The following is a 16,157-nucleotide window of genomic DNA, read 5'->3' on the forward strand; positions in this document are numbered from 1 at the left end:
TTCCGGCGAGCTTGGCCGGATAGGGCGTAGCCCCTGGACGACGTACCCCGGGAAGGGGTACACCCACAGGGCGGTCGATGATGTTCATGTCATCCGGCCGCCCTGAAATTTTTGTGCTAATTCCCGGAACCTCCGTGTTCCGCCCTGCATCTCACTCATTGTCGGTTTGGATGACGTTTCGGTCATATGTCAGCGCGAATGGGGATGTCATGCGCGGGATCAGTCGAAGGGGCCTTCTCGGGGCGGGGGTTGGTGCCGCGGCGGCGCTCGGGATCGCCGGATGCAGCACCGGGAACCAGGACAAGCCGGGACGTTCCGGACCCGGTAAGGGGGGCGACACCACGACGGATCCCGGTACGCCCACCCCGACCAAGGACGACGCCCGGCTCATCGGTGACGGTTCCACCGCCGACACCGGCAAGCAGCCGCACCAGCCGGACGCGCCCGTCCCGCTCGAACCCGGCCAGACCCCGCCCCAGTTCGTGATCTTCTCCTGGGACGGTGCGGGCGAGGTCGGCAACGGCCTCTTCCCCCGCTTCCTCGAACTCGCCAAGAACCACGACGCGGCGATGACGTTCTTCCTCTCCGGGATCTACCTCCTTCCCGAATCGAAGAAGAACCTCTACCGCCCGCCGAACAACCGCGTCGGCGCCTCCGACATCGGCTACCTCACCGACGGCCACATCAAGGACACCCTGAAGTACGTCCGGCAGGCCTGGCTCGAAGGCCACGAGATCGGCACGCACTTCAACGGGCACTTCTGCGGCGGCTCCGGATCGGTCGGCAACTGGACCCCGGCGCAGTGGCAGAGCGAGATCGACCAGGCCATGAAGTTCGTCACCGAATGGAAGACGAACAGCGGCTGGACCGACCTCGACCCGCTGCCCTTCGACTACTCCAAGGAACTCGTCGGCGGCCGCACCCCCTGCCTCCTCGGCCAGGACAACCTGCTCCCCACCGCCAAGCGCCTCAACTGGCGCTACGACGCCAGCTCGCCCGGCGGCCGCCAGATGTGGCCGGTGAAGCGCCAGGGCATCTGGGACCTTCCTCTGCAGGCCGTGCCCTTCCCCGGGCACTCCTTCGAAGTCCTCTCCATGGACTACAACATGCTGGCCAACCAGTCGAAGAACACCACCAAGGGCATGCCCTCCCGCTACCCGGGCTGGCGCAAGCAGGCCACCGAGGCGCTCCTGGGCGGCTTCACGCGCGCGTACGAGTCGAATCGCGCGCCCTTCTTCATCGGCAACCACTTCGAGCAGTGGAACGGCGGCATCTACATGGACGCCGTCGAGGACGCGCTGAAGGGAATGGCCGGAAAGAAGGAGGTCCGGCTCGTCTCCTTTAAGCAGTTCGTGGACTGGCTCGACGTCCAGGACCCCAAGATCCTCGAACAGCTGCGTACCCTCGAAGTCGGCCAGAAGCCCGCCGGCGGATGGAACACCTTCCTGAAGCCCGCCACGTCCACGCCGACTGCTTAGCCGATCTTGACAAGGGGCTTTACGGGCACGTAGGGGGGTGCCCAAGATCCCCCAAACGCCCATGCGAAACTTTTCACATGAGCCTTAGCCGTGCCCCCCGTCGCACCCGGCGCACCCTGGTCGCCGTCGGCATGCTGTCCGTCGCCGCCCTCACGCTCTCGGCCTGCGGCGGCGACAGCAACGGCAAGTCCGGCGGCGGTGGCAACACCAACTTCGTGACCAACACGGGTGGCATCTCCACCGTCGCCAAGGGCGAGCGCTCGGCCACCGGCAAGCTCGCCGGCGAGACCCTCGACGGCAAGCAGCTCGACGTCGCCGGCCTCAAGGGCAAGGTCGTCGTCCTCAACGTCTGGGGCTCCTGGTGCGGCCCCTGCCGCGCCGAGGCCCCGCACTTCGCCAAGGTCGCCGCGGACCTCAAGGGCCAGGACGTCGAATTCGTCGGCCTCAACACCCGCGACCCCAACAAGCAGCCCGCCCTCGCCTTCGAAGAGGACTACGGGGTGCCCTACCCCAGCCTCTACGACCCGCAGGGCAAGCTGATCCTCTTCGGCTTCCCCAAGGGCACCCTCAACCCGCAGGCCATCCCCTCCACCGTCGTCCTCGACAAGGAGGGCAAGATCGCCGCCCGCTCGCTCATGGCGCTCGACGAGAAGAAGCTCCGGTCGATGATCGAGCCCCTTCTCAAGGAGAAGTGAGCCCGTGAACGAGACGGTCACCAGCGGAGCCCTGCTGCTCGCCCTGCCCATCGCGGTCCTCGGCGGCCTGGTCTCCTTCTTCTCGCCGTGCGTCCTCCCGCTCGTCCCCGGCTACCTCTCGTACGTCACCGGGGTCACCGGCACCGACCTCGCCGAGAGCCGCCGCGGCCGGATGACCACCGGGGCCGTCCTCTTCGTGCTCGGCTTCACCGCCGTCTTCGTCTCCGGCGGCGCCCTCTTCGGCTACTTCGGGACGAACCTCCAGGAGTACCGCGACACGCTCTCCACGGTCCTCGGCGTGCTCATGATCGCCATGGGCGTGTTCTTCATGGGCCTGATGCCCTGGTTCACCCAGCGCGAGTTCCGCTTCCACAAGAAGCCCGCGGCCGGGCTCGCCGGAGCCCCGCTGCTCGGCGCGCTCTTCGGCATCGGCTGGACCCCGTGCATCGGCCCGACCCTCGCCTCGGTCAACGCACTCGCCATCGACCAGGCGAGCGCCGGCCGCGGCGCGGTGCTCGCCTTCGCGTACTGCCTCGGGCTCGGCGTACCGTTCGTCCTCGCGGCCGTCGCCTTCCGCAAGGCGCTGGGCGCGTTCAGCTGGGTCAAGAAGCACTACGTATGGGTCATGCGGATCGGCGGCGGGATGATGATCGTCACCGGCGTCCTGCTCCTCACAGGGGCGTGGGACAGCATGGTCGCCACGATGCAGACCTGGTCCAACGGTTTCACGGTGGGGATCTGAGTTCCATGAGCACAACCGATACGACGGAGTCCGAGCGGACCGGCGACGAAGCCGCCGGCGCCCAGCTGTCGACCGCCCCGCTGGAAGAGACCGTCGTCGGCGGACCCACGCTCGGGGTCGTCGGCTGGATCCGCTGGTTCTGGCGCCAGCTGACCTCCATGCGGGTCGCGCTGATCCTGCTCTTCATGCTCTCCCTGGGCGCCGTCCCCGGCTCCCTCGTCCCGCAGACCAGCGCGGACGAGCTGAAGGTGGCCACCTTCAAGGAGGCCCACCCCACCCTGACGCCGCTGTACGAGAAGCTCCAGTTCTTCGACGTCTACAGCTCGGTGTGGTTCTCCGCGATCTACATCCTGCTGTTCGTCTCCCTCATCGGCTGCATCGTGCCCCGCACCTGGCAGTTCGTCGGCCAGCTCCGCAGCCGCCCGCCGGGCGCCCCCAAGCGCCTCACCCGGCTCCCCGCGTACACCACCTGGCGCACCGACGCCGAGCCCGAGCGGGTCCGCGAGGCGGCGCTCACCGTCCTCAAGGGCCGCCGCTTCCGCGCCCACACCGCGGGCGACGCGGTCGCCGCCGAGAAGGGCTACCTCCGCGAGGCCGGGAACCTGCTCTTCCACATCGCCCTGATCGTGATGCTGACCGCCTTCGCCTGGGGCCAGCTCTTCAAGTCCGAGGGCGGCAAGCTGATCGTCGAGGGCGACGGCTTCTCCAACACGCTCACCCAGTACGACGACTTCAAGTCCGGCTCCCAGTTCGGCACCGAGGAACTGGAACCGTTCAGCTTCACCCTGAACTCCTTCAACGGCACGTACGAGAAGGGCGGCCCGCAGCGCGGCACCCCGCGCACCTTCGAGGCGGACGTCACCTACTCCGAGGACGGCGGCACCGACAAGAAGGCCGTCATCCGGGTCAACGAGCCGCTGAAGGTCGGCGACTCCAAGGTCTATCTGATCGCCCACGGCTACGCGCCGGTCATCACCGTCAAGGACGGCCGCGGCAAGACCGTCTTCCACGGCGCCGTGCCGATGCTGCCCATCGACAACAACATCACCTCGACCGGCGCCATCAAGGTCATGGACGGCTACCGCGACAAGAACGGCAAGAAGGAGCAGCTCGGCTTCACCGCGCTCTTCGTGCCGACCTTCGCGGGCGCCGGCAGCGGCACGATGTTCTCGCAGTTCCCCGCGCTCGACTTCCCCGTCATGGCGCTCACCGGCTACCACGGCGACCTGCGCGTGAACTCCGGTCTGCCGCAGAACGTGTACCAGCTCAACACGACCAAGATGAAGCAGTTCAAGATCGACAAGGGCACCGGGGTCGCGCAGCGCATGCTCCCCGGTGAGACGATGACGCTGCCCGACGGCGCCGGCTCGATCACCTTCGAGAAGGACATCAAGGAGTGGGCGAGCTTCCAGATCTCGCAGCAGCCGGGCAACGGCCTCGCGCTCGCCGGCGCGATCGCCGCGATCGCCGGGCTCACCGGTTCGCTCTTCATCCAGCGGCGCCGGGTCTGGGTCCGGGCCGTCCGCGGTGAGGACGGCGTGACCGTCGTCGAGATGGCCGGCCTCGGCCGCAGCGAGTCCGCCAGGCTGCCGGAGGAGCTCGGCGACCTCGCGGTCGCGCTCACCGCGCAGGCCCCGCCCAGCTCCGTACCGGAACCCGCGGAAGAACCCGCAGAAGACCCTGCCCCTTCTGGAGAGGCCGACAAGTGATCCTCGCCGCCACGACCAACGAGAGCCTGGCGCGGATGAGCGACCTGCTCATCTACTCCTCGATGGCCGTCTACACCCTGGCCTTCTTCGCCCACATCGCCGAGTGGGTGTTCGGCAGCCGCAGCAAGGTCGGCCGCACCGCCGCCGCGCTCACCGCGCAGAAGGCCGCGGCCCCGGCCGTGACCGTGCGGGTCAAGAAGGCCGGCGGCACCGCCGTGCTCGACAAGCCGCAGGTCGTCACGCGGTCCGCGGCCGGCACCCGGGACGTGCCGGACGGCCCCGGCGCGGCGGGCGGCACGGTCAAGGGCGACCTGTACGGCCGGATCGCGATCTCGCTGACCGTCCTGGCCTTCCTGGTCGAGGCCTCGGGCGTGGTCGCCCGCGCGCTCTCCGTGCAGCGGGCCCCCTGGGGCAACATGTACGAGTTCTCCACCACCTTCTCCACGGTGGCGGTCGGCGCGTACCTCGGCTTCCTGGTCGCCAAGAAGAACGTCCGCTGGATCGGTCTGCCGCTGGTGACCACCGTCCTGCTCGACCTGGGCATGGCCACCACCTGGCTGAAGACCCCCAGCGACCAGCTGGTCCCGGCGCTCGACTCGTACTGGCTGTGGATCCACGTCTCCACCGCGATCTTCTGCGGCGCGGTCTTCTACATCGGCGCCGTCGGCACCCTGCTGTACCTCTTCCGGGACTCGTACGAGAACAAGCTCGCGACCGGCGGCGACCCGGGCTCCTTCGCCCGCTCGGTCATGGAGCGGCTGCCCTCGGCGGCCTCGCTCGACAAGTTCTCGTACCGGGTCAACGCGGCGGTCTTCCCGCTCTGGACCTTCACGATCATCGCGGGCGCCATCTGGGCCGGCGACGCGTGGGGCCGCTACTGGGGCTGGGACGCCAAGGAGGTCTGGTCCTTCATCACCTGGGTCGGTTACGCCGCGTACCTGCACGCGCGCGCGACGGCCGGCTGGAAGGGGCGGAAGGCCGCGTACATCGCGCTCATCGCCTTCGCCTGCTTCCTGTTCAACTACTACGGCGTCAACATCTTCGTCAGCAGCAAGCACTCGTACGCGGGCGTCTGAGCCCGTCCCCGGGGGCTCGTCCGGCTCGCACCGGGCCCGCCCCGGGGTGACGCTTGAGGTATGAGCGAGATACCCCGGGGCAGGAGCGAGACCCACGGCGACACCCACCTGCTGCGGTTCGTACTGGACCTCCCGCACCCCGTGCCGGTGGTCTGGGCGGCCGTCGCCTCGCCCGAAGGCCTGCCGGCCTGGCTCTGCGAGGCGGACCCGCTGGAGCCCCGGCTCGACGGGCGCGTCACGCTCCGCTGGCTCAACAGCGAGACGGAGGTCTCGGGGCGGGTGACCGCCTGGGACCCCGACTACGTCGCCGAGTACACGGTCGATCCGAGCACCCACGGACGGATGCGGTTCCATCTGGAACCGGGATCCGGGGCCGGGGGGCGCGGGTCGACCGTTCTGCGTTTCACCAACGAGCTGCGCGGCTCGCGCGAGTACCGGCTCGACTGCCTCGCCGGCTGGCACGACCACTTCGAGCGGCTCGCCGCCGCCCTTGACGGCCGGCCCACCGACTGGCGGGGCTGGACCGCCGAGCGGTGGCAGCACCTGCGGGACCTGTACGAGCGGGACGAGGCGGCCTGGCCGCAGTGGGTGCCGTAGGGCCCCCGGAACAGGGCCTTCCCGGGAGCGTCATCCCTTCTTCGGGGGGAGGCAGGCGGTGGTGGGCGGTGCGCCCTCGGGCCAGGCGATCGCGACGAAGCGCTGGCTGCCGTCGAGGGCGAGCTCGACGATCGGGACGGCCTTGTTGTACGGGTTGCCGTAGTTGTCGAGGCAGATCCAGCCGCCCGCGCCCTGGACCCGGAGCGAGCCCTTGACCTGCGGCCACTGGGTGACGACGTCTTCGAGCTCGGGGAACCGGGCGCCCTGCGGGGTGGCCTGGCGGATGGCGTGGACGGCGGTCGCCATCGCGTCGTAGGCGACGATCGCCTGACCGTCCGCGAGCGCCACCGGCTTCTTCGAGGCGCGGGCGATGTCGGTGACGAAGGTCGCGTACGCGACGGCCGAGCCGCCCGTCGCCGGGATCGGGCGCCCCGGGGCGGGCTTCCAGGCGTCGGGGTGCGCGAGGGACGCGTACCGGACGGTGAGCCTGGCCTTCAGGGCGTCGCGGTCGAGCAGCTTGTCGGCGCCGAGGTAGGAGCCCTCGTCGCCGGTGAGGATGGTGAAGGCGCGGTCGGTGCAGCCGCGGGCGCCGAGCGCGTTGATGAACTGGCGCAGCTGGGTGTGGCGGCCCGCGAAGAAGACCGTCTCGGCGCGGGTGTCGCAGATCAGATGAGTGATCTGGCGGAAGGTGTTGGCGGTGGTGCCCTCCTCGGTGGGGTCCGCCGGCGAGGTGAAGAGCTGCGGCTCGTAGGGGGCGCCCTTGAGGGAGGCGGCGAAGGCCGCCTTGAGGGTGTCGGTGTAGTGGTCGCCGCCGCGGGTGTCCTGGACGAGGAGCGCCTTGGCGGCGTCGACCCGGCCGAAGTGCGCGAGGGCCTTGGCCTCGTCGCTGTTGGTGGGGGAGACCCGGGCCAGGCCGGGGTAGCGGTCGGGGGCGGCGGGGCCGTTGGCGATGTCGTCGGCGGTGATCGTGGTGCCGACGACGGCGATCCCGCCGCCGGTGAGGGCGGCCACCGCCTCCCGTACCTCGGTGGAGGAGGTGGCGACGCCGGACACGGCCCGCAGCCGGTGCGGCGCCCCCGTCATCGCGGTGAGACGGTCGACGGTGGCGCGCCAGTGGGCGTTGCCCTTGCCGGTGTTGGCGAGGACCAGCCGGATCTTGGGGGTCTCGCTGTTGGACGCGTGGTTGGCGCGGAACTGGTAGGCGTACGCGCCCTGGACCTCGTGCAGCACCTTGGTCCGCATGCCCGCGTCGCTCGACGTCAGCGGCAGGAGGACGGCGACGGTGGCGTACTCGCCCTCCGTGAGCGTGGCGTTCTCGCGGCCGATGGCGGCGGCGACCTCGGTCAGGTCGGCGACGCGGAAGTCGAAGCCGTCGCCGTTGACGCCCACGCACTCGTCACTGCCGGCGGGGCGTTCGACGCCGTCCGCACAGGAACGGTTCTCCGGTTGTGCGATCCGGACGCCCACGTAACCGCCCACGCCGATGACGAGGGCGGAGACGACGGTCCAGGTGAACAGCTTCTGGCGGGGTGTCCAGTACAGGTGGCGGCGCAGCCATTCGAGCATGGCGTCAGACTCCGTCCTCGCTGCCCGGCGGAAGCGACAGCTCCCGCCAGGAGCGGATGTCGCGCGGCCAGTGGGTGGCCGCGTCCCACAGCGGACCGCTGCCCGTCAGATGACGGCCGGACAGCCGGCGCAGCTCGTGCGCGAGACGTTCGGCCACCTCCTCGTCGGGCAGCGCCAGCGGATCGGTGAGCAACCATACGGCGTGCAGCAACCGCCGTACGGACAAATGGAGTTCGGTGGCGTCGGCGTCAAGACCGGCGGGCGGCGGGACGGCCGGACCCTGCCCGAGGGCGACCGCGCGGCGCGGATCCGGCCCCGTGTGGTGCCTCTCGCGCGGGTACGGCGCCGCCGCGACGAACCGGAGCCGGCCGAGCCAGCCGAGGACGTCCGGACCGGCGAACGACAGCCGCAGCTGGGTCACCGCGAGCTCCGTCCGCCCCAGCGCCAGGTCGTGACGCAGCCGGTACGGCCCCGGCTCCGGCCCGTAATGCCGGTGCAGCGTCTCGTGGACCGCCCGCCAGGCCGCGTACCTCGGATGATCCCCGTCCTGGAAGCGCAGCCGGTGCAGCAGCAGCGCCCGCAGCAGCGGGTCCGCGACGAAGTGCCCCGGCCCCTCGGGCCAGTTCTCCGCCCGCAGCCGGTCCCGCACCCGCAGCGCCACGTCCCCGTCCAGCGACTCCCCCTGCAGCCGCGCGTGCGCCAGCATCCGCGCCGACTCCTCGTCGTGCGTCGCGGCCAGCACCGCGTACGGCTCCTGCCGGGGTACGGGCAGCAGCTCGGCGAGCAGCGCCGGCGCGACCGGCACCGGCGGACTGTCCTCCCGCAGCTCCACCGTCAGGTCCAGCAGCGCGCCGGGCGTCAGCGTCGCCCGCAGCGCAGCCGGCGCCTCCCCGGCCGCCCGCCCGAGCAGCGCCACCCCCAGCGGCCGCCCGCCGGTCAGCCGGTGCACCGCCCGGGCCAGCTCCGGCGGCGTCCGCCCCGCCGGATCGTGCCGGTCGAACACGGACCGGGTCTGCGCCGCCGACAGCGGGGTCAGCTCCACGGCGAGGATGCCGGAACCGATGCTCGTCCCGCGCGGACAGGGCGCCCGGTGCGCCGTCTCCGGCAGCCGGGTGCGGGTCGCGTGCCGCATCGCCTGGTACTCGCGGTCCCGGGAGGAGGCGAGCACCACGACCCGGTCGCGCCGGCCTTCGGCCCGCGCCCGCAGGACCGGCTCGACGAGCTGCCTGCCTACCGGCTCGTGGGCGTTGTCGAGAAGGAGCAGCGGACGGCCGATGCGGGTACCGCGCTGCCGGATCCCGGTGTAGGCGCGGAACAGGTCCTCGACCAGGGCGCCCACGAGGAACGCCTCCGCCTCCCGTCTTCGCTCCCCGCCCTGCTCGAAGTCGATCGCCAGCTGCTGAAGCCCCGCCTTTCCGCGCCCGCCCGCGTTGCGGTACCCGCCGTACCAGCTCTCCGACGTCCGCTGGAAGCGGCTGAACACCTCCTCCAGGACGGTCTCCACGGTCGCCTCGGCCAGCAGCCCGGCCAGCGGGGCGGCGGCGTCGGCGAACGTGGCGGCCAGCTTGGACAGCACCTTCCCCACCCAGTTCGTGGCGGCGCCCCGCGTCGCGTCGACCGTCGCGAGCAGCGGCCCGAGCCGCTGGAGGTCACGCCTCGCCCGCTCGTCGTCCTCCTGCGACCAGGCCAGCGACGCCACCGCCACCAGACCCAGCGACAGCCGCGGGAACTGCACCGCCCGGACGACCGTCCCCCTCGGCGCCAGCTGCACCGCCAGCTCCGCGAGCGCCCCCGTCACCGGCGTCCACCCGGGCCCGTGATCCGCCGGCGGCTCCACCCGCGCGCAGTCGAGCAGCGCCAGCGGCGTGAACCCCCGGTACCCGTTCCTGACCTCCTTGAGCAGCGCGGTCTTCCCCATCCCGCGCCCACCCGTGAACACCGTCACCGGCGGATCGTCCCCGTGCTCGTACGCCACCCGCGCGGCGCCCTTCCGGGTGAGCCCGACGAGCCGCGCGACGAGCCCCCCGTCCTGCAGGACCGCTTCGCGGCCGTACAGCTCTCTGTCCACGAACCGCCACCCCCGTCACAGTCAACTCAAGGATATCCAGGGTGTGTTGGGAAAGCGGTCAGCTTGTCGACTCTGTTGTGCAGGAGTTGTCACTCCGTGGCGATGGCGTCCAGCTGCGCCCGCAGATACGCGTGCGACTCGATGCCGTGGATCGTCGTCCCCGGCGTGCACTCGTAGAAGTACACCAGCGACATCAGCTCCTCGGCGGGCGCGTCCGCCGGTGGCGGCAACACCCGGTGCCGCCCCGAACGCCACCGTCCACCGGTCCAACCCGCCATCAGATCGCCGATGTTGACGGTGAACGCGGCGGGGTCGTACGGCGCGTCCTGCCACCCCCCGGCGTCCGTGAACACCTGCAACCCGCCCTTCCCCGCCTCCCGGTCCAGCACCGTCACCGTCCCGAAGTCCGTGTGCGGCCCGATCCTGAACTGCCCCGGCTCCGGCTCCCCCGTCCGCTCCCGCCCCGGATACCAGTTCACGTTGAACCCGAACGTCGGATGCCCCGTGTGCCGCGTGAAGAAGTCCCGCTCCTCGCCCAGCGCCTCCCCCAGCAGGTCGAGCACCCGGTCCGCCAGCGCCTTCATCTCCGCCAGGTACGTCTCGACGAGGGGCTTCAGCTCCGGGACCTCGGCGGGCCAGGTGTTCGGCAGGAACCACTCGGCGTCGACGGCCGGGTCCCCGGTCCGTTCCTCCGCCGCGAAGGACAGCGACTCCTTCAGGTCGGGAGGGGTCGCCGTCCCCTCCGCGTACCCGTTCGCCTCCGCCCCGGGCCCGAGCCATCCGCGCCCCCCGACCCGTACGGCGTACGCCTCCTTGGTAGCGGCGGGGAGGTGGAAGAAACGGCGGGCGGTGGTCCGGATCTCCGCCCGCAGCCCCGGATCCACCCCGTGCCCGGTGACCAGCAGAAACCCGGCCTCGCGCAGGGCCCGGTCGACGGCGGGGAGCTGGGGGGCCGGGTCGCGGCCGAGGTCGATGGTGGGGAGGGTGGCTTCGGTGCGTGCTTCACTCATCGCCGATGTCCTCGTTCCACAGAGCGGGGTTCTCGTCGATGAACTCCTTCATCAGCGCGACGCACTCCGAATCGTCGAGCAACACGACCTCCACCCCGTGCTCGGTCAGCCACTCGTGTCCGCCGTGGAACGTCTCCGCCTCGCCGACGACGACCCGCGAGATCCCGAACTGCCTCACCAACCCCGAGCAGTACCAGCACGGCGAGAGCGTCGTCACCATCGTCGTACCGCGGTACGAGCGCTGCCGCCCGGCGGCCCGGAACGCCGCCGTCTCCGCGTGCGTCGACGGGTCCCCGTCCTGTACCCGCCGATTGTGCCCGCGCCCGAGCAACGTGCCGTCCGCCCCGTACAGCGCGGCCCCGATCGGAATCCCGCCCTCGGCGAGCCCGGATCGGGCTTCGGCTAGGGCGGTGGCGAGCCACTGGCGGGCTTGTTCCTGGTCCATGCGGGGAGCCTTCCCCGGTGGGGTGGTCGGATATCACCCGGGGAACGGCGGACGGGTTCGCCCGCGCCGTTGGACCGCCGGTCAGCTGGCCTGGCCAGTGGGCATGATGGTGACCTGCTGGAGGTTCACCCGCGGCGGCAGCGTGGCGATGAAGCCGACGGTCTGTGCGATGTCCTGCGCCGTGAGCCACTCCATGGTCTGCCTGGAGCCGTCCAGCCAGTCCCGGGCGCCCTGGTCGGTGACGTGGCTCTGCAGTTCGGTGCCGACGATGCCCGGTTCGACCGCCGAGACGCGCACGTTCTTCGCGCCGAGCTCGGCCCGGAGGTGACGGGAGAGGTGGGTGACGTACGCCTTCGTGCCGGAGTAGACCGCGAAGTTCGGGAAGATGTTCTGCGCGGCGATCGAGGAGGTGTTGATCAGGTCGGCCACACCGCGCTCGGCGGCGGTCTTGACCAGCTGCGGGGTGAACGCGCCGATCGCGTTCATCAGACCCGTGATGTTCAGGTCGATCTGCTGCCTCCACTGGTCCGTCGCCAGCTCCTCGATCGGAGCGGGCAGCATGACGCCGGCGTTGTTCAGGAGCAGATCCGCGCCGCCGAACTCGGCCTCCACGCGGTCGGCGGCGCGCTGCACGGCGGCGGCGTCGGTCACGTCGGCGGCGATCGCCACCGCGCTGCCGCCGTTCCCCTCGATGCGGGCGACGAGGTCGGCGAGCCGGTCGGCGCGCCGCGCCAGGACGACGACGCGGGCACCCAGGGAAGCCAGTTGCTCGGCGGACGCCTCTCCGATGCCGCTGGAGGCGCCGGTGACGACCGCGATGCGACCGGTCAGAGGCAGGGACAGGGTGTTCGTGGACATGATGCGTACCTTCCAAGGGGAGAGGGAGAGTGCGATCGCGGGCCGCTCTTTCGGCCGCACACCCAGCACACCACCCGGACAAGCCCCTCAGGACGCCACGACTGGCCCTGCCCTGACAGGTACCCGCAGGGCCACCCTGGAGCGGACACCCCACCGCTGACGTGTTCACACTGGAGCCATGGACCGCACGAAGGAAATCTCCGGCTTTCTGCGCTCACGGCGCGCGCGTATCACTCCGGAAGAGGCCGGGCTGCCCTCTGACGGGCGGGTCCGCCGCGTGCCCGGCCTGCGCAGGGACGAGACGGCCCGCCTGGCCGGCGTCAGCACCGAGTACTACACGCGCATGGAGCAAGGGAGGGCGGGCAACCCCTCCACCGAGGTCGTGGAAGCGATCGCCCGCGCGCTACGGCTGGACGAGACCGAACGCGAGCACCTCACCGACCTCCTGCGGTCCGGCACCGGCACCAAGACCGCGCGCCGCGCGCCGGCCAGGGCCCAGCGGGTCCGGCCGGGCCTGCACCTGATGCTGGAGACCCTCGGCCACGTACCGGCCTTCATCCTGGGCCGGCGCACCGACGTGCTCGCCTCCAACCGGCTCGCCAGGGCCGTCCTCACCGACTTCGACGCCCTGCCCGCCACCCGCCGGAACCTGGCGCGCTACTACCTCCTCGACCCTCAGGCCCGCGAGCGCGTGGGTGACTGGGAACGGATCGCCTCGGAGACGGTGGCCATCCTCCGACTGGAAGCAGGTCGCTACCCCGACGACCGGCAGCTCGCCGATCTCGTCGGCGAACTCACTTTGTCCTGCGCCGAGTTCACCGTCTGGTGGAACGATCACCGGGTATTGCGCCGCACCCATGGCGCCAAGCGCTACCACCACCCCCTCGTCGGAGACCTGCACTTCTCCTACGAGTCCTTCCAGGCACCCGGCGACCCGGAACAGACCCTCTGCGTCTACAACGTCGAACCAGGCTCCGAAACCGCACAGGCCCTGCAGATCCTGGCCAGCTGGAACGCCTACGCCGCCCCGGCACCCACCACTGCCTCCTCCTCGTAAGGGAAGCGGGCGAGGGGGGTCGGGTTCTGGAAGAAGGTCTTGGCGCGGATCATGGCTTGTTCGTCGGCTCGGATGCGGCCGGGTCGGGAGGCTGTGCCGGTGAGGACGCCGCCGAAGTGCATGTGGAGGTAGGCGGCGGAGTGGTTGAGGCCGGTGACGAGGCCGTCGGCGACTTCGTGTTCGTCGTGGGCCATGGCGGTGACGCCCCAGAGGGTGCCGCCGGCCATGCGCTGGGCGAAGTCGGAGTCGGGGACGTTCAGCCAGCCTGACCAGTAGTCGAGGTAGCGCTTGGTCTGGGCGGAGAGGCTGTACCAGTACAGGGGGGAGACGATGACGATGTCGGTGGCGTCGATCGTGGCCTGGCGGAGCAGTTCCTCCACGTCGTGGGGCTTGCGGTCGGCGGACTCGTGGCGGCCGTCCTGGAAGTCGGGGAGCGGGAGCTCGTTCAGGTCTATCCAGCGTTGGGGGATGTCCGCGGGGAGGTGGGCGGCGGCGGTGCGGGCGAGGAGTTCGGAGTTGCCGTCGGGGCGGGAGCTGCCGAGGACGAAGAGGAAGGAGCGGTTCGGGCGGTCGTGAGCGGGGGTTTCGTCGGCGGTCATGTTCGGTGCCAACTGGCGGGACTTCGGGGGTATTCCGGGGGGCATCGGCGGGGCCGATCGGGGTCATCGGGAGGACGGTGCACTGGCTCGTGGACCGGCGGGTGGGCCCGCTCGTAGCGTCGTCGGCATGAGGAATGAGAGCAGGGGAACCGTTGAGCTGACGCTGGCGATGGTGCTGTCGGGCACGTTGGGGGTGTTCGTCGTCGAGTCGGGGGCGTCGCCGTTCGAGGTGGTGTTCTTCCGGTGCTTGTTCGGGGCGCTGGCGCTGGGGGCGTACTCGCTGGCGCGGGGGTTCTTCACCGGGCACGGGTTCACCGGGAGGAAGCTGGGGATGGCTGCCCTGGGCGGGGTGTTCATCGTCTTCAACTGGGTGTTCTTGTTCGAGGCGTACGAGGCGAGTTCGATCTCGCTGGCGACGGTCGTCTACCACACGCAGCCGTTCTTCCTGGTGCTGCTCGGGGCGGTCTTCGCGAGGGAGCGGATCCCGGGCGGGAAGCTGGGGTGGCTGGTCGTCGCGTTCGTGGGGCTGGTGCTGGTGTCCGGGGTGAGGCCGGGGGACACGGCGTCGCTGAAGGGGATCGGGTTCGCGCTGGCGGCGGCGGTGCTGTACGCGCTGTCGACGTTCGTGACGAAGCGGATCACCGGGGTGCGGCCGCATCTGATCGCGTTGGTGCAGGTGGTGGTGGGGATGCCGCTGCTGCTGCCGTTCACGGACTTCGGTGCGATGGCCGGGCTCGGGGGCGGGTGGGTGTGGCTGGTGGGCCTGGGGTTGATTCATACGGGGCTGATGTACGTGCTGATGTACGCGGCGTACGCGAAGCTGCCGACGGCAAAGATCGCGGTGCTGGCGTTCACCTACCCGGCGGTGGCGATGGGTGTCGACTGGGCGGTGTACGGGCACCACATCGGGCTCGTGCAGGCGCTGGGGGTGCCGTTGATCGTGCTGGCGAGCCTGAAGGTCACGCTGGCGGGGTCTGCTCGGACACGAGGCGCCGTGCCTGGTCGACGAACAGGCGGACATGTGGGGGAAGCCGCTTCCCCCGCCGCCACGCGAGCTGGGTGAAGAGGGTGAAGGGGGCTTGCCAGGGGAGGGGGACCAGGGTGCCGGAGGCCAGTTCCTCGGAGACGGTGACCTGGGGGAGGAGGGCGACGCCGAGGCCGGAGGCGACTCCGCGCTTGGTGGCCTCGATGGTGCCGAATTCCATGAAGGGCGGGGCCCACTCGCGAAGCTCTCGCTCGAAGAGGTCGCGGTAGGGGCAGCCGGGTTCGGTGCCGACCAGTTGGGCGTCGGCGAGGTCGGCGCTGGTCAGGGAGGTGCGGGCGGCGAGGGGGTGGCCGGGGGCGGAGACGAGGACGAGGGGTTCGGGGGCGAGGACCTCGGACTCCAGGCCCTCGTGGTCGGTGTCGGGTTCCATGAGGAAGCCGACGTCGTAGGTGCCCTGGCGGAGGGCCTGGCGGGTCTCGTCGCCGAGGGTGGGGCGGAGGGTGAGCCGCACCTTGGGGTAGCGGTGGTGGAAGTACTCGAGGAGCGGGGGCAGCCGGTAGGAGGTGAGGGACTCCATGGTGCCGACGGAGATCGGGCCCGAGGGTTCCTCGGTGACGGCGACGGCCGCCCGGGCCTCCTCGGCGAGGTCGGCCATGCGGCGGGCGTACGGGAGGAGCCGCTCGCCGGCTTCGGTGAGGCGGATGCGGCTGCCGAGGCGCTCGAAGAGCTCGACGCCGAGGGAGGACTCCAGGGAGCGGATCTGGCCGGTGACGCTGGACTGGGCGTAGCCGAGCTCGGCGGCGGCGCGGGTGAAGGAGAGGACGTCGGCGACCTTCTCGAAGGTGGCCAGGAGCCGGAGCTCCATCAGCTGTCGCTGTCCTTGCCGTCGCCACCCTGTTCGCGCTTCTTCAGCTCTTCCTCGCGGCGGCGGAGGTCGGCCTCCCAGTCCTTGAGGAGGGACTCGTCCTTCTTGTTCTCCTCGCGGAGGGACTTGAGGAACTCGGGGTTGTCGTCGGGGGCGACCCACTCGTGGCGGTGGTTGCGGTGCCACTCGGAGGGGGTGCGGCCGCCGGCGGGGGCGCGGCGCATCTTGCCGGCGGCGAACCAGACGATGGGGCCGACGATCCAGAAGAGCAGGATGATGATGACCCAGACGACCTTGGGCAGGTGCTTGGCCTCGTCCTCGGGGGTGTTGAGGCAGTCGATGAAGGCGTAGATCGTCAGCGCCAGCGGCAGGATGTACATCAGTGCCCTGAGCATGTGGGACAGCCC

Annotated in this window: 16 protein-coding genes; 8 read left to right on the top strand and 8 right to left on the bottom strand. The window is 70.7% G+C overall.

The genetic code is table 11. The features are described from left to right. Positions 1–209 precede the first annotated feature (209 nt). The 6 genes from ACZ7G1_RS21860 (at position 210) to ACZ7G1_RS21885 (ending at position 6,297) form a co-directional block, all read left to right on the top strand. Positions 210–1,478 (top strand): polysaccharide deacetylase family protein, encoded by a 1,269-nt coding sequence (locus ACZ7G1_RS21860; RefSeq protein WP_470873984.1) that lies wholly within the window; start codon positions 210–212, stop codon positions 1,476–1,478. A gap of 77 nt (positions 1,479–1,555) precedes the next feature. Continuing rightward, complete coding sequence (locus tag ACZ7G1_RS21865; protein WP_470873986.1) at positions 1,556–2,173, top strand: TlpA family protein disulfide reductase; 618 nt, start codon at positions 1,556–1,558, stop codon at positions 2,171–2,173. Positions 2,174–2,177: 4 nt separating this feature from the next. Then, the gene (locus ACZ7G1_RS21870) at positions 2,178–2,915 is read left to right on the top strand and encodes a cytochrome c biogenesis CcdA family protein (protein ID WP_470873988.1); all 738 of its coding nucleotides are present in this window, start codon (positions 2,178–2,180) and stop codon (positions 2,913–2,915) included. 5 nt (positions 2,916–2,920) lie between these two features. Further along, entirely contained in the window at positions 2,921–4,624 is a 1,704-nt protein-coding gene (gene resB / locus ACZ7G1_RS21875; protein ID WP_470873990.1) for a cytochrome c biogenesis protein ResB, read from the top strand. Continuing rightward, positions 4,621–5,700, top strand: coding sequence for a c-type cytochrome biogenesis protein CcsB (ccsB, locus tag ACZ7G1_RS21880; RefSeq protein WP_470873992.1), 1,080 nt, complete (start codon positions 4,621–4,623; stop codon positions 5,698–5,700). Before resB ends, ccsB begins: the two co-directional genes overlap by 4 nt. 60 nt (positions 5,701–5,760) lie before the next feature. After that, positions 5,761–6,297, top strand: coding sequence for an SRPBCC domain-containing protein (locus ACZ7G1_RS21885; protein WP_470873994.1), 537 nt, complete (start codon positions 5,761–5,763; stop codon positions 6,295–6,297). Positions 6,298–6,327: 30 nt separating this feature from the next. Here ACZ7G1_RS21885 and ACZ7G1_RS21890 read toward each other — a convergent pair whose 3' ends face one another. The 5 genes from ACZ7G1_RS21890 to ACZ7G1_RS21910 form a co-directional block, all read right to left on the bottom strand. Then, on the bottom strand, positions 6,328–7,863 hold the full coding sequence (locus ACZ7G1_RS21890; RefSeq protein ID WP_470873995.1) for a hypothetical protein: 1,536 nt from the start codon (positions 7,861–7,863) through the stop codon (positions 6,328–6,330). 4 nt (positions 7,864–7,867) lie between these two features. After that, a complete protein-coding gene (locus ACZ7G1_RS21895) occupies positions 7,868–9,931 on the bottom strand; it encodes a hypothetical protein (RefSeq protein ID WP_470873996.1) in 2,064 nt (687 codons plus the stop codon). Between the two features lie 89 nt (positions 9,932–10,020). Next, a complete protein-coding gene (locus ACZ7G1_RS21900) occupies positions 10,021–10,941 on the bottom strand; it encodes an isopenicillin N synthase family dioxygenase (protein WP_470873998.1) in 921 nt (306 codons plus the stop codon). Next, entirely contained in the window at positions 10,934–11,386 is a 453-nt protein-coding gene (locus ACZ7G1_RS21905; protein WP_470874000.1) for a nucleoside deaminase, read from the bottom strand. The genes ACZ7G1_RS21900 and ACZ7G1_RS21905 overlap by 8 nt, the downstream gene beginning before the upstream one ends. 81 nt (positions 11,387–11,467) lie before the next feature. Beyond that, positions 11,468–12,244 carry an SDR family oxidoreductase gene (locus tag ACZ7G1_RS21910; RefSeq protein ID WP_470874002.1) on the bottom strand — a complete coding sequence of 259 codons (777 nt, stop codon included), beginning with the start codon at positions 12,242–12,244 and terminating at the stop codon, positions 11,468–11,470. Positions 12,245–12,422: 178 nt separating this feature from the next. Here ACZ7G1_RS21910 and ACZ7G1_RS21915 point away from each other — a divergent pair, with 178 nt between their 5' ends. Next, positions 12,423–13,301: a helix-turn-helix transcriptional regulator gene (locus ACZ7G1_RS21915; protein ID WP_470874004.1), complete on the top strand. Its 879-nt coding sequence runs from the start codon at positions 12,423–12,425 to the stop codon at positions 13,299–13,301. On the opposite strand, the gene ACZ7G1_RS21920 is transcribed toward ACZ7G1_RS21915, so the two are convergent. Continuing rightward, positions 13,262–13,900 (bottom strand): flavodoxin family protein, encoded by a 639-nt coding sequence (locus ACZ7G1_RS21920; RefSeq protein ID WP_470874005.1) that lies wholly within the window; start codon positions 13,898–13,900, stop codon positions 13,262–13,264. The genes ACZ7G1_RS21915 and ACZ7G1_RS21920 overlap by 40 nt on opposite strands. A gap of 127 nt (positions 13,901–14,027) precedes the next feature. On the opposite strand from ACZ7G1_RS21920, the gene ACZ7G1_RS21925 reads away from it, so the two are divergent. Beyond that, positions 14,028–14,963 (top strand): DMT family transporter, encoded by a 936-nt coding sequence (locus tag ACZ7G1_RS21925; protein WP_470874007.1) that lies wholly within the window; start codon positions 14,028–14,030, stop codon positions 14,961–14,963. Here ACZ7G1_RS21925 and ACZ7G1_RS21930 read toward each other — a convergent pair. Next, positions 14,860–15,750 (bottom strand): LysR family transcriptional regulator, encoded by an 891-nt coding sequence (locus ACZ7G1_RS21930; protein WP_470874009.1) that lies wholly within the window; start codon positions 15,748–15,750, stop codon positions 14,860–14,862. The two genes, ACZ7G1_RS21925 and ACZ7G1_RS21930, sit on opposite strands and share 104 nt — an antisense overlap. Continuing rightward, positions 15,750–16,145, bottom strand: coding sequence for a PLD nuclease N-terminal domain-containing protein (locus ACZ7G1_RS21935; protein ID WP_470874010.1), 396 nt, complete (start codon positions 16,143–16,145; stop codon positions 15,750–15,752). Before ACZ7G1_RS21935 ends, ACZ7G1_RS21930 begins: the two co-directional genes overlap by 1 nt. Positions 16,146–16,157 lie beyond the last annotated feature (12 nt).

It is taken from the genome of Streptomyces sp. NPDC037273, assembly GCF_055603625.1.

What these genes read in the sequence shown, in the direction of transcription:
- ACZ7G1_RS21930 (WP_470874009.1), bottom strand. Translation starts at nt 15,750, where the DNA reads ATGGAGCTCCGGCTCCTGGCCACCTTCGAGAAGGTCGCCGACGTCCTC.
- ACZ7G1_RS21885 (WP_470873994.1), top strand. Translation starts at nt 5,761, where the DNA reads ATGAGCGAGATACCCCGGGGCAGGAGCGAGACCCACGGCGACACCCAC.
- ACZ7G1_RS21920 (WP_470874005.1), bottom strand. Translation starts at nt 13,900, where the DNA reads ATGACCGCCGACGAAACCCCCGCTCACGACCGCCCGAACCGCTCCTTC.
- ACZ7G1_RS21935 (WP_470874010.1), bottom strand. Translation starts at nt 16,145, where the DNA reads ATGCTCAGGGCACTGATGTACATCCTGCCGCTGGCGCTGACGATCTAC.
- ACZ7G1_RS21910 (WP_470874002.1), bottom strand. Translation starts at nt 12,244, where the DNA reads ATGTCCACGAACACCCTGTCCCTGCCTCTGACCGGTCGCATCGCGGTC.
- ACZ7G1_RS21860 (WP_470873984.1), top strand. Translation starts at nt 210, where the DNA reads ATGCGCGGGATCAGTCGAAGGGGCCTTCTCGGGGCGGGGGTTGGTGCC.
- ACZ7G1_RS21915 (WP_470874004.1), top strand. Translation starts at nt 12,423, where the DNA reads ATGGACCGCACGAAGGAAATCTCCGGCTTTCTGCGCTCACGGCGCGCG.
- resB (WP_470873990.1), top strand. Translation starts at nt 2,921, where the DNA reads ATGAGCACAACCGATACGACGGAGTCCGAGCGGACCGGCGACGAAGCC.
- ACZ7G1_RS21865 (WP_470873986.1), top strand. Translation starts at nt 1,556, where the DNA reads ATGAGCCTTAGCCGTGCCCCCCGTCGCACCCGGCGCACCCTGGTCGCC.
- ACZ7G1_RS21900 (WP_470873998.1), bottom strand. Translation starts at nt 10,941, where the DNA reads ATGAGTGAAGCACGCACCGAAGCCACCCTCCCCACCATCGACCTCGGC.
- ACZ7G1_RS21890 (WP_470873995.1), bottom strand. Translation starts at nt 7,863, where the DNA reads ATGCTCGAATGGCTGCGCCGCCACCTGTACTGGACACCCCGCCAGAAG.
- ACZ7G1_RS21905 (WP_470874000.1), bottom strand. Translation starts at nt 11,386, where the DNA reads ATGGACCAGGAACAAGCCCGCCAGTGGCTCGCCACCGCCCTAGCCGAA.
- ACZ7G1_RS21925 (WP_470874007.1), top strand. Translation starts at nt 14,028, where the DNA reads ATGAGGAATGAGAGCAGGGGAACCGTTGAGCTGACGCTGGCGATGGTG.